Here is an 11,691-nt window from a genome sequence, read left to right on the forward strand (position 1 = left end):
TCGCGCCGCGTCGGATCGGCGGGTCAGTAGTGAATGACCGTGCGGATCGACTTGCCTTCGTGCATCAGTGCGAAGGCCTCGTTGATCTCCTCCAAACCCATCGTGTGGGTTACGAATGGGGCCAGATCGATATCGCCTCTCATTGCGTCCTCGACCATGCCGGGGAGCTGTGTCCGTCCCTTGACGCCACCGAAAGCGGACCCCTTCCATACGCGGCCCGTGACGAGCTGGAATGGGCGGGTGGAGATTTCCTCGCCCGCGCCGGCAACGCCAATCACGATCGACTGACCCCAGCCACGGTGCGCTGATTCAAGCGCGGCGCGCATGACGTGGACGTTGCCGATGCACTCGAAGGTATGATCGATGCCCCAGCCCGTCATCTCGATCAGCACTTGCTGGATGGGCTTGTCATGGTCCTTGGGGTTGATGCACTCGGTTGCACCGAACTGGCGTGCCAGCTCGAACTTGGACGGATTGGTGTCGATGGCGATGATGCGACCCGCCTTCGCCTGGCGCGCACCCTGAATCGCCGCGAGGCCGATGCCGCCGAGGCCGAACACGGCGACCGAGTCTCCGGGCTGGACCTTGGCGGTATTGTGGACTGCGCCGATGCCGGTCGTGACGCCGCAGCCGAGCAGGCAGACATGTTCGGGGTTTGCCTCGGGATTGATCTTGGCGAGCGAGACTTCGGCGACGACAGTATATTCACTGAAGGTTGAACAGCCCATGTAATGATAGAGGGGCTGACCATTATACGAGAAGCGGGTGGTCCCATCGGGCATCAAGCCCTTGCCCTGCGTTTCGCGGACAGCGACGCACAGGTTGGTCTTGCCCGACAGGCAGAAGTCGCACTTGCCGCATTCGGCGGTGTAGAGCGGAATCACGTGATCGCCCGGTCCGACGCTGGTGACGCCTTCACCGACCTCGACAACGATGCCCGCGCCCTCGTGGCCCAGAACCACCGGGAAAACACCCTCCGGATCACTCCCTGCCAGAGTGTACGCGTCGGTGTGGCACACACCGGTGTGCGTCACCCGTATGAGGACTTCGCCTTTCCGGGGTGGGGCGACATCGATCTCGACAATTTCGAGTGGCTTGCCCGCCTCGAAGGCTACAGCGGCGCGAGATTTCATGTTGGGATACCCCTCGTTGAGTTAAACTGATTGCTGGCGCGAGGCCGTCGCGTCAGCACAAATTCGTGGAGGAGCGATCGCTCACTCCCCCCGGTATTCCGGTCAGACCGTAACGACGACCTTGCCGATCTGGTCGTTCGATTCGAGGAAGCGGTGAGCGTCCTGGATGGCGTCGAGCGGGAAAGTGCGCGCGATCCGCGGCTTGAGCGCGCCCGATTCCAGACCCGCCACGATGAACGCCTTGGCGCGATCGAGGGCGGCATCGTCCGAGACGATCTCGCTGTAGAGATACCCCTTGAGCGTGAGGCTCTTGCCCAGCACGGAGAACAACGGGAACGGCGTCGGTTCGCCGCTGAGCGCGCCATATTCGAGCAGGATGCCGCCGCGTGCCATGCTCTGGGTCAGCGGCTCGAACGACGGGCCTCCGACCGGATCGAGCACCACGCGCGCACCCTGACCATCGGTTATTTCCATCACCCTCGCTACCAGATCCTCTTCCTCGGTCGCGACGACATGATGTGCACCGGCATCGATCAGGGCCTGGCGCTTGGCGCCGGTACGTGTCGTCGCGATTACCGTTGCGCCGACCATCCGCGCAATCTGGAAGGCAGCAAGGCCGACGCTGCTGGAGGCAGCAGTGACGATGACGAAATCGCCCTCGCCGAGTTTCGCCTGCTCCACCAGTGCACCCCAGGCGGTGACATACTGCATCCACACGGCCGCCGCTTCCTCGAACGACAGCGCCGCCGGATGCTTGACGACGAGGCGGGCGGGCACGTTGGCGACTTCGCCATAGGTGCCCCAGCGTGCGATATCGAGCGGGGGGATGACGCTGACGGCTTCGCCTTCCGCAAACCCGGTCACGTCCGCGCCGACCGTAACGACAGTGCCGGCAGCCTCGTAGCCGAGGCGGCTCGGGAACTCGGCTTCCTGAAGGTAGGCATTGTTGCGGAACATCACCTCGGCGCGGTTTATGCCTATCGCCTTCACCGCGATCTGCACTTCATCGGCCGCGGGCCCGGGCACTGCCACATCTTCAATCCTGAGGACGCTGGCGTCGCCATATTTATGGATACGGACGATGCGGCTCATTGGAGACTCCTTGATTATTTAATGATCGTTCTGTAAGGGGGCGGACCACCCGTTTCAAGATATTATTTATCGATCGTTCCATATCGTGCATCAGAGATGACAGAGACGAAAGCCCGTCGCCGCGCAGGTCGCCCTCGTGTGTTCGACACTGACGCTGCGCTCGACAAGGCGGTGCGGCTGTTCTGGCAGCGCGGCTACGAGGCGACATCGATGGCCGATCTGGTGGCGGAGACTGGCGTTGCCGCCGCCAGTCTCTATGCAGCGTTTGACAACAAGGCGGGACTGTTTGCGGCGGTGATCGAGCGCTACGCCGCGACGTTCAGCGTCCACCTCTATGCACCCATCAACGATCCGGCGTTGTCCACCTACGAGGCCGTCAAAGGCCTGCTGGAACGAGCGGCGTCATCATTCTCGGAGCCTGGAACGCCGGCCGGCTGCTTCATGTATTCGGCAGCGGCAGCCGTTTCGCCGGCGTCCGCCGACATCGAATGCCTGCTGCGCGACAAGCGTATCGCGGCGGAGGCCCTCCTGATCGAGCGTCTGCAACGCGGCGCCGCGCAGGGCGAGCTTGCGGCCAACACCGATCCGGCCGTGCTGGGCAAATTCATCAATACGGTCATGGAAGGCATGTCCGTTCAGGCGCGCGACGGCGCTACGATCAACGAACTGCTCTCCATCGCCAAAATGGCACTCGATCGATGGCCGGCCGCGATATGATCGTTACATTGTGGTCATCTGCCAATCGCGCCTCCGGCGACCGATCAGTCGAACTCATCTCATAGGACGAAAGCACATGAAACACGTGACATTGCCCGGCGGGGAAGTGGTTCCTTCGATGGGTCAAGGCACCTGGAAGATGGGCGAACGTGCCGAACGGCGATCCGATGAGATCGCCGCGCTGCGCGCCGGTGTCGAGCTGGGCATGACGCTCGTCGATACCGCCGAAATGTATGGCGATGGTGCGGCGGAAACGCTGATCTGCGAGGCGCTGGGCAGCCTTCGCGACCAGTTGTTCCTCGTCAGCAAGGCGTATCCACAGAACGCATCGCGCTCCCGCCTTGCCGGTGCGTGCGAGGCGAGCCTGAAGCGGCTCGGCACCGATCGGCTCGACCTCTACCTGCTCCACTGGCGGGGATCGGTGCCGCTCGCCGAAACGATAGAGGCAATGGAGGCGCTGAAGTCGGCAGGAAAGATTCGGCATTGGGGTGTCAGCAACCTCGATACTGACGATATGGACGAGCTTGTCGCTGCCGGTGGGGATGGCTGCGTGACCGATCAGATCCTCTACAATCTCGTCCGTCGAGGCCCTGAGTTGGACCTGTTGCCGTGGCTCGCCCAGCACAAAGTGCCAGTGATGGCGTATAGTCCCGTCGAGCAGGGACGCCTCTCAAGCCATCCCGCCCTCGACAAAGTAGCGGCCCAGGTTGGCGAAACCCCTGCGCAGGTCGCACTTGCCTGGACGTTGCGCCACGATGGCCTTATCGCCATCCCGAAAGCGAGTTCGATTGCACATGTGCGGGAGAACCGCGCGGCCGCAGATATCGTGCTCTCCGACGCCGACATTGCGACACTCGATGCGGAATTTCCCAGGCCACGCGACCGCCGTCCACTCGAGATGCTTTAGCGTCAGATGACGATATTATCGCTCGAAGGAACAGAACGCAAACCGGATCGGCGGTAGGCGCTCAGCGGTGCGGTGATCGGACCAGTGTCGACACCGCTATCGAGCGGGTGCTGCGCGACTGACGGTTCGAGCACCAGGCCTATCGCGCCCCTGGCCCCAATCTGCTCTTAGCCTCCACGAATAACCGTCTGACCATTCTTACCGTCTATGGGGCGTATCCGAGCTGGCAGGGCATCCAGCCAAGGGCGTCATTCTTGTCCATCGGGCGCTCTGGATCGAAGCTCGGGCGGCCTAGCTGTCAGCACGACACCGCGCTGCCTGAGTTTCCGAGCTGCCATCCCAGCGTGCGCCGCTGGCGGGAAGGTGAGCCGATTACTCGCTCAAGCTCAGTTCGACAGAGCGCAGGCCATGAACCGTTCACTGCACTGCAGCGCCGAATTAGCGCTCCGCTACCTAGGCAGCGTTGACAAAGTGGATTCCCAATCTGCCTGATTTCTGATTCACAGCTTCTCTTTGCGAGGAGCGATGATGGGCCGAGGCGATCTGACGGACGAGGAATGGGATGTGATCGCGGGGCTTCTGCCGTCGGAGCGCGGCCGCAAGTCCCGTCCTGCCCATGACAACCGGCGTTTCCTCAACGGCATGCTGCATGTTTTGCGGGTCGGCTGTCCGTGGCGCGATATGCATGAACGCTATGGTCTGTGGAATTCGGTCTATGTGCGGTTCCGGCGCTGGGCCGAACAAGGTGTGTGGGATGCAATCCTGGCGACATTGGTGGAATTGGAACTGACCGACGACTGGCAGCACATGATCGACAGCACCATAGTTCGCGGCCACGTATCGGCAGTGGGCGGAAACGTATGGCCCGCCCCGTCGGCAAGCGGTTTGTTTCTGACGATCTGAGCAGTCTGCGAAAACGTATCCGGCCTTTCGGCATGATGCCGTTGGCCAAGATGGAGATCCGCGCGTCCTGGTCCTCATAAAGGGGCCGGCATCGAAGTGCCATTTTGCGCCATAGGGTTCCAAGACACCGGTCGACTGTCAGGCCATCTTCTTCTCACCTCCCGCAGACATCATGCAGCGGATGCCAAAGGCATCGGCCGATCTCGTTCACGCCGCCAGCAATGTGGGTTCGTAGGTCCGTCCGTGGCGCAGAAGTGCCCAGACGATCCGCGCCATTTTGGCCGCAAGAGCGACGACGACGGTGTTTTGATGCGCTCGCGAGAGCAGGCCGCGCACCCATGCGCCCAGACGTGTATCGCTCTTGCTCATCGTCGGCAGCGACGAACGTGCACCCTGGATAAGGATCTTACGCAGGTATCGGCTGCCGCGTTTGGTAATGCCGAGCAACCGAGGTTTGCCGCCGGTGGTGGCCTGACGCGGGACCAGGCCCAACCATGCAGCAAGATCGCGACCACGCGCAAAGGTCCGGGCATCGCCGACGGCAGCGACCAGTGCAGTCGCGTTGAGGGCGCCAATGCCGGGAATGGTCAGCAGGCGCTGCGTTCGCTCGTCGGTCAGCGCTGCTTGCGCGAACTCGGCATCGAGGTCCGCAATCCTCTCGTCAAGCGCTATCCAGCGGGCGCGCATGTCCGCGACGAGCCGATGAATGCGAAACCCCAGAACGGGTTCTTCGGCTTCGAGCATCTCGCCGAGCCGAACCGCGAGCTTCGCACGCCCTTGCGGGACGATATGCCCGCGCTCGAGGAGCAAACTCCTGATCTGGTTCATCAGTGAGGTCCGCTCGCCGACGAGCTGGTCGCGAATCCGGTGCAGTGTCTGCATGTCCAACTGCTCCTGGCTCTTCAGCTCCACGAACCGCATAGTCGGCCGTGTCGCCGCCTCTGCGATAGCTTCGGCATCGCGATCGTCGTTCTTCTGGGCCTTCACGTATGGACGGACATATTCCGGCGACATCAACCGGACGGTATGTCCATGCGCTACCAGCGCACGGCCCATATGGTGGGCACCGCAACAGGCCTCCATCGCCACAACGCATGGCGCGAGTGACCCTGCAAAGGCGATGACCGTCTCACGTCGCATACGCCTGCGAACGACAACCCTACCGGTGCCGTCCAGCCCCACCACGCTGCAGCTGTTCTTGCCGAGGTCGATCCCCAGAACTGAAACTTCCATGAGGGACGCCCCGACGCCGCGATGCTCTGACCCTCTTCCTCCGCGTTCGCATATCCTGTTCGTGTGTATGTCGGCCGTGCCCCTTTCGGGGTGCGGCCTTTTGCGTAGGTCCGAGCTGGGGCGGCGCCGTTGGCGCCGCCCTTCGTGGATCAGGCGTGAATGATAGGTGCATTTTGCCAAATATGGTCGAAGTCTGCTCAAGCAGACTATCAGATGAGTTGAGTGAAGGTGAGGGCCGGATAGGCGTGACGCCGGGGATGTATGACAATAGCCTTTGATGCATGTCCGTCTTCACCTTCCGTCTCGACGATGACATCGCCCAGCGCTTCGATGCTGTGGCGGAGAGCGCCGGCGGCCGCTCGGTTTTGCTGCGCCGCCTCGTCATGAATGCAGTGGACGCGGAGGAGGGCAAGAGGTCGGGGCCAGTCCGCCGGCGGGAGCGAGCAACACGGCGGTTTGAGATCCGGCTGACCGATGCAGAAATTGCCGCGCTGGATGCCGAGGCCGATGCTTTGGGTATGAAGCGCACAGACTGGGTGACAAGGCTGGTGCGCCGCCGGCTGCATTCTGTGGCGCCGCTGCCGCTTGAAGAGCGGGCGGCAGTTGCTCAGGCGTGGCGCGAACTCAACCGGATCGGCATCAATCTCAATCAGGCAACGCGTGCGCTCAATGCTTCGGTGATGGTCGAATCCGGGCTCGATGTCGCGCGCGAGGCGGCGCGGGTGGCAAGCTTCCGGGCGGAAATCCGGATGGCGCTTGCCGGTCTCGGCACCGCGCTCAAGGGCGATCTTGCCTATTGGGATAGCCTCGATGCTTGAGGAGGAGGGCATCCTGCCGCTGCCCAGCCTCATGGAGGCATGGCGGCCGCCCACCGGCGGTAAACGGACACTGCGGGGGGCCTATGTCCGCATCGGACGAGGCGCACCGGGCCGGGGAGGGCAGGGGCGGCCCGAGCCGCTGAGCCAGGCCGAGGCTCGGGCCAAGCTCGAGCGGATCGTGCGCAAGGCCCCGGAGGTCATGGTCAAGGTCTCGGGCAAGCAATATGGCGCGCATCATCTATCCGAGCATTTCGGCTATGTTGCGCGGCACGGGAAGCTTGCGGTGCGCTCGAGCGAAGGCGAGATCATCGATGATCCCAAGCGGCTGAAGGAGATCGCGCAGGACTGGGCCATGCTCGACGAGGCGATGAACGAGCATGGCCGTGATCGGCCGACCTCGCTGTCACTCGTCCTCTCCATGCCCGGCGGTTCGACCGATCCCGAGACGCTGCAGGATGCCGCCCAGGCGTTCGCTCGGATCCTGTTCGAGGACAATCACGCCTATATGCTGGCGCTGCACACCGATACCGATCATCCGCATGTCCATCTGACGGTGGCCACAGAAGGTGCGGACGGTAGGCGGTTCAACCCGCGCAAGGCCGACCTCCATCATATGCGGGAGACATTCGCGCATGAGCTACGGGCGCGCGGCATCGCGGCTGAGGCGACGCCCAGACGCGCACGCGGTCACGTTCAAAAGCGTGTGCGCTCCGCAGCGCTGCATCTCGATGCTCGGATCGGTCAGGAGGGGCGCCGGCTCAATATGGATGAACTCAACGTGTTGCGCGCCCGGGCCTTTGCGCACGCGCGCGATGAGGAACGGCGGCCGCAAGACGTGATGGCGCTGGTTCGCCAGAAGCAGATACGCGGTGCTTATGCGGAGGCGGCGGTGGCGCTTGCACGCACCGGTGAGGCCGGCGACCAAGCGCTTTCCGGCGAAATTGCGGTCTTCCTGGCGGCTATGCCGCCGGCGGTTTCTCGACGTCTCGCGCTGGCCCGTGAGATGATGCAGGGGCGGCAAGCGACACATCCGGCGCGCGAACTGGAGGGTGGAGCTGGTCCCGAGCGGCCACCGCCCGAGCGTGGGCGGGAGCGCTGATTCGCATGGGCGGCTGATCTTGCTAAGGGATGCTCCCACTACCATGTGCTGGAATGTCTTGGAAAATCGAGGGAATTGGCGCTTTCTGCGGTCATAACTTGTTAGAAAAAACGATGCTATTATCTAACAGAAAGGAGCATGGACATGTCTGCGGTGGCTGATCGGATTATGAAGCGTGTGCGCGGCAAGGGCCGTGGCTGGGTGTTTACGCCCAAGCAGTTCGTCGACTTCGGTACCCGCGGCTCGGTCGACATGGCGCTGTCGCGTCTCGCGCATGCCGGCGACATCCGTCGGATCGGCCGCGGTCTCTACGATTATCCCCGCCAGCATGACAAGCTTGGTGCCCTGAGCCCGGATCCCTGGCAGGTGGCCCAAGCGCTCTCCGCGCAGAGCGGCGATGCGCTCGCCCCGTCGGGAGCGGCGGCGGCCAATAGCCTTGGCTTCTCGACACAGGTGCCCACCCGGGTAAGTTACGCCACCAGCGGCCGCACCCGCACCGTCAGGGCTGGTGGCTGCCGCGTCACCTTGAGGCACAGCCGCGCGCCGGTGCTCGATGCGCCGGATTCTGTGAATGCAATCGTCCAGGCGCTCGCGCATCTCGGAAAAGGCAATATCGGCGCGGATGCGGTCGGGCGTATCGCCGCGCGGCTCGATGATGCCGGTACGCGTGCGCTCGTCGCGGCCCGCCCGGCTATGCCGGGCTGGATGGGTGACGTCGTCCTGAAGATTCAGGCAACGCACGATGAACTTTCCCGATAGGGAAATTTCTGGCATTTCACGCATAACGTCGCTTAAAATACCCCGTTCGGGAAAATTATAACTTGAAATCGTCTGGTCGATCTTATATTTCCCGCTCGGGAAAGTGAGGTCATATGCTCGATATGACGATGATCGGCCAGATTGTTCGCGACGAGCGCAAGGAAATGGGGCTGCGCCAGGACGAATTGGCGGCGGCCAGCGGAGTAGGCTTGCGCTTCATCGTCGAACTTGAGCGCGGCAAGGCAACGGCACAGATTGGCAAGGTGATTACGGTTCTTGCGGCTTTAGGCTGCGAGCTTCAGATCCGTCGTCCTGACGGGATCGTGATCGCGGGACAGCCAACGTGACCGCCGACATTCTTGAGCGACTTGTCGTTTGGTCTGATCAGCGGATCGCCGGTGAACTTTCCATCGACCGTGGCGGCGCAATGCATTTCATCTATGCCGACGATTGGTTAGCCGATCCAGCGGCAGGCCCGCTTTCGCACGCGCTTCCAAAGCAAGCAGAGCCATTCGGCGATGCGTTATGTAAAGCCGTCTTTGGTGGACTCCTGCCCGAAGAGGGGCAACGAACAGCCATCGCGCGGGCCCTCGGAGTATCGCCTGACAATCCCTTTCGATTGTTGGCTGCGCTCGGCGGTGATGTTGCAGGCGCGCTCGCCTTTTTGCCCGAAGGGGAGAAACCGCCGCTGCCTCCTGAAGGTGAGCTGCCCCCTGCGCTGGATGATGCCGAGCTTGCGGTTTTAATCGGTCGCCTGCCGCGCGTACCGATGCTGGCCGGGCAAGGGGGCGCTCGGCTCAGCTTGGCTGGCGCCCAGGGCAAGCTCCCCGTCGTGCTGGCCGAGGGGCGGGTGGCCGTGCCGCGCGTAGGTGAGCCATCTACACACCTCATCAAGCCAGAGCCAGATCGCTTTCCAGGCCTTGCCGCCAATGAAGGCTTCTGCCTGGCACTGGCGCGCGCGGTGGGTCTCGATGCTGCCATGGCAGAGTGGCGAGAGGTCGCTGATAAACCCTATCTGCTGGTCACTCGTTACGATCGTCTGGATCGCGATGGTCATACGATCCGGTTGCATCAGGAGGATTTTGCGCAGGCGCAGGGCGTGCCGTCCAACCGCAAATATGCCAGCGAAGGCGGGCCAACCTTCCGCGATTGCTTCGCGTTGGCGCGCCAGGCGACCACCCGGCCGGCACGCGAGGTGCTGAAGCTTGCCGACGCGGCAATCTTCAATGTGATCATCGGCAACGCTGACGCCCATGCGAAAAATTATAGTCTCGTTCGGCAGAGCAAGGGCGAGGTCGTGCTCGCACCGCTGTACGATCTGGTTGCAACCCACATGTGGCCAGAGCTGTCAGCGAAGCTCGCCATGCGTTTCGGCCGTGCCGCTACGCTGGAGGAAATAAATGCCGGAAGCTTTGTGCGCTTTGCTGGCGATACGGGACTGGCTCTACCGTTTCTTCGTCGCCGCGTGGCGGCGCTCGCGGGCCGGGTCCGAGAGGTCATTTCAGGTGGCGTCACCGTGCCAGGGCTAGATGGCACCGCTCGCCTCGGTGAACTCCCGTCAATTGTTCTCGACCGTGCTGCTCGGTTGGCACTGAAGGCAGAACTGCATGGTAATTAAGATTATGATATTAAACGATAAAAACTGATAATATATCTTATGTTAAATGTCACCCATGACTTAATTTGATGCGTTTTCACACTCTAAGAATGCCAAAGCTGACGCTATCGCTTGGAGATATTTCGTAACTTACGTAAATGGCGTCATCACCATTGGCGCTTTCTCGCAAAGGAGGTGTGCCATCTTCAAGTACGAAAAGCACCGGTGGCGCTGAGAATGGGTAAGGGCTGGAGTCGTTCATCATACCGAATGCACGAATCTGGAAAGTGTATCTCCGCTCGTCTGCATCGATCAATGCAAGTAGTTTTTGGGCCGCATCCAGCACAGATGATGGTAGATCGAGCGATCTGTTGCCTAGTAGCTCCTCGACATAGTAGCTGAGATCGCCTGCTCCATAATCTAGAAAAGGTTGGTCAAAACCCGAAATGGCGTGACCTGGTAGCCAAAAGGGAGTTTCTCTCGCAGGATCAATGTCTAACAATCGCCTATGGTAATCCTTAGGCTGTTGGGACGGTACGGGTGTGATGTCTGCTCCAGCGACCGCTACTGACGGTACCAGGCGCACGATTGCGCCACGATCCCAAGCCCAGATCTGAAGCCACTCCGTACCCAGGTTCACTCCCTTGAGAAGCCCGAGTTGCGGAAGATGTATTTGCAAAACGGGTTCTAGCCAGCGACCATCTTCCGCTGGCCAAGGAAAATCGACAGAGGTAAAAAGTGGTCCGGCCAATATCGCCCCGCGACGGTCGATTATGTCTTGCGCTTCGATCAGAACCGGCCAAGCCAAATTGATTCGCTCACAATGTTGGAAGATCGCCCGCACAGTTTCATGTCGGTGGATTTTGTCAGAACTGTCGGACTGTATGACGCCCAATAGCTGCTCGATACCGTGGGCTATGCCGGTGTCTATCACGTGCTTTAGTTTCGCCCTAAGCATATTACGAACTCACTATCGTTGCCGCTGAATAGGCCACTCAAGGCGGAATATTAAGCGCGGGCGCAAATCAATCAGCCTTTGAGGTTCTCAGATAGATAACCTCGAAGGCCTTCACTGATCTGAACTGCTGAAGCCTGTTAGCAAAGCTGAAGGCGTCGTTGAGCTCATACTGCTGAAAAATATCCAACCCCCTATCGAGAGCGATTTTCCATCCGGTATCGGTCACTATGTGGCGGGCATGGATGGTGTTGGTTTGGTCAAACTCCCATGTGAAACTGATCCCGATACCTTCGCAAGACTGCGCTATTGCCCCAAGGTTCTCTGCCTGTTTTTCCGGGTCACGTCCGTCAATGTGGTGTAATTTCGGTGCTGGCCATCGGGCTGCATTTTCAGGCGGCCTTGGGTGTAATCTGTAGCGGCTGAACCTCCTCGGTTATGGGTGTGGCAAGGGCGGCCATGCCCTCGATCTGCATGT

General features: G+C 61.3%; 12 protein-coding genes and 1 pseudogene. 8 read left to right on the forward strand and 5 right to left on the reverse strand.

Annotated features, from left to right (window positions below; translation table 11 throughout):
- Positions 1-23: 23 nt before the first annotated feature.
- Positions 24-1,133, reverse strand: a complete 1,110-nt coding sequence (locus AC13EK_RS10195) for an S-(hydroxymethyl)glutathione dehydrogenase/class III alcohol dehydrogenase (protein WP_026109579.1) — start codon at positions 1,131-1,133, stop codon at positions 24-26.
- 102 nt (positions 1,134-1,235) lie between these two features.
- A complete protein-coding gene (locus AC13EK_RS10200; RefSeq protein WP_017503027.1) occupies positions 1,236-2,225 on the reverse strand; it encodes a zinc-dependent alcohol dehydrogenase family protein in 990 nt (329 codons plus the stop codon).
- Between the two features lie 138 nt (positions 2,226-2,363).
- Between AC13EK_RS10200 and AC13EK_RS10205 the strand changes: the two genes are divergently transcribed.
- From AC13EK_RS10205 to AC13EK_RS10215, 3 genes and pseudogenes are all read left to right on the forward strand, one after another.
- Complete coding sequence (locus AC13EK_RS10205) at positions 2,364-2,942, forward strand: TetR/AcrR family transcriptional regulator (protein WP_252365073.1); 579 nt, start codon at positions 2,364-2,366, stop codon at positions 2,940-2,942.
- Between the two features lie 76 nt (positions 2,943-3,018).
- Complete coding sequence (locus AC13EK_RS10210) at positions 3,019-3,849, forward strand: aldo/keto reductase (RefSeq protein ID WP_202902494.1); 831 nt, start codon at positions 3,019-3,021, stop codon at positions 3,847-3,849.
- A 528-nt stretch (positions 3,850-4,377) separates the two neighbouring features.
- Positions 4,378-4,701, forward strand: a pseudogene (locus AC13EK_RS10215) (IS5 family transposase); the annotation flags it as partial.
- Between the two features lie 258 nt (positions 4,702-4,959).
- On the opposite strand, the gene AC13EK_RS10220 reads toward AC13EK_RS10215, so the two are convergent.
- On the reverse strand, positions 4,960-5,985 hold the full coding sequence (locus AC13EK_RS10220; protein WP_017503545.1) for an IS110 family RNA-guided transposase: 1,026 nt from the start codon (positions 5,983-5,985) through the stop codon (positions 4,960-4,962).
- Positions 5,986-6,266: 281 nt separating this feature from the next.
- Here AC13EK_RS10220 and AC13EK_RS10225 point away from each other — a divergent pair, with 281 nt between their 5' ends.
- From AC13EK_RS10225 to AC13EK_RS10245, 5 genes are all read left to right on the forward strand, one after another.
- Positions 6,267-6,803 carry a plasmid mobilization protein gene (locus tag AC13EK_RS10225; RefSeq protein WP_017503544.1) on the forward strand — a complete coding sequence of 179 codons (537 nt, stop codon included), beginning with the start codon at positions 6,267-6,269 and terminating at the stop codon, positions 6,801-6,803.
- Positions 6,796-7,902, forward strand: a complete 1,107-nt coding sequence (locus AC13EK_RS10230; protein WP_017503543.1) for a relaxase/mobilization nuclease domain-containing protein — start codon at positions 6,796-6,798, stop codon at positions 7,900-7,902. The genes AC13EK_RS10225 and AC13EK_RS10230 overlap by 8 nt, the downstream gene beginning before the upstream one ends.
- A 138-nt stretch (positions 7,903-8,040) precedes the next feature.
- The gene (locus AC13EK_RS10235; RefSeq protein ID WP_017503542.1) at positions 8,041-8,661 is read left to right on the forward strand and encodes a DUF6088 family protein; all 621 of its coding nucleotides are present in this window, start codon (positions 8,041-8,043) and stop codon (positions 8,659-8,661) included.
- 122 nt (positions 8,662-8,783) lie between these two features.
- Entirely contained in the window at positions 8,784-9,008 is a 225-nt protein-coding gene (locus AC13EK_RS10240) for a helix-turn-helix transcriptional regulator (protein WP_483022189.1), read from the forward strand.
- Complete coding sequence (locus AC13EK_RS10245; protein ID WP_026109697.1) at positions 9,005-10,279, forward strand: type II toxin-antitoxin system HipA family toxin; 1,275 nt, start codon at positions 9,005-9,007, stop codon at positions 10,277-10,279. Before AC13EK_RS10240 ends, AC13EK_RS10245 begins: the two co-directional genes overlap by 4 nt.
- A 76-nt stretch (positions 10,280-10,355) precedes the next feature.
- Here the strand turns inward: AC13EK_RS10245 and AC13EK_RS10250 are convergent, their stop codons facing one another.
- Positions 10,356-11,192 (reverse strand): hypothetical protein, encoded by an 837-nt coding sequence (locus AC13EK_RS10250; protein WP_155276517.1) that lies wholly within the window; start codon positions 11,190-11,192, stop codon positions 10,356-10,358.
- 91 nt (positions 11,193-11,283) lie between these two features.
- Complete coding sequence (locus AC13EK_RS10255; protein WP_483022190.1) at positions 11,284-11,568, reverse strand: MIT C-terminal domain-containing protein; 285 nt, start codon at positions 11,566-11,568, stop codon at positions 11,284-11,286.
- Between the last annotated feature and the right edge of the window lie 123 nt (positions 11,569-11,691).

It is taken from the genome of Sphingobium sp. L-44 (genome assembly GCF_056859495.1).

Bases quoted from the DNA above. Each gene is read 5' to 3' on its own strand.
- AC13EK_RS10195 (WP_026109579.1), bottom strand. From the start codon at position 1,133: ATGAAATCTCGCGCCGCTGTAGCCTTCGAGGCGGGCAAGCCACTCGAA.
- AC13EK_RS10200 (WP_017503027.1), bottom strand. From the start codon at position 2,225: ATGAGCCGCATCGTCCGTATCCATAAATATGGCGACGCCAGCGTCCTC.
- AC13EK_RS10225 (WP_017503544.1), top strand. From the start codon at position 6,267: ATGTCCGTCTTCACCTTCCGTCTCGACGATGACATCGCCCAGCGCTTC.
- AC13EK_RS10230 (WP_017503543.1), top strand. From the start codon at position 6,796: ATGCTTGAGGAGGAGGGCATCCTGCCGCTGCCCAGCCTCATGGAGGCA.
- AC13EK_RS10220 (WP_017503545.1), bottom strand. From the start codon at position 5,985: ATGGAAGTTTCAGTTCTGGGGATCGACCTCGGCAAGAACAGCTGCAGC.
- AC13EK_RS10210 (WP_202902494.1), top strand. From the start codon at position 3,019: ATGAAACACGTGACATTGCCCGGCGGGGAAGTGGTTCCTTCGATGGGT.
- AC13EK_RS10240 (WP_483022189.1), top strand. From the start codon at position 8,784: ATGACGATGATCGGCCAGATTGTTCGCGACGAGCGCAAGGAAATGGGG.
- AC13EK_RS10235 (WP_017503542.1), top strand. From the start codon at position 8,041: ATGGACATGTCTGCGGTGGCTGATCGGATTATGAAGCGTGTGCGCGGC.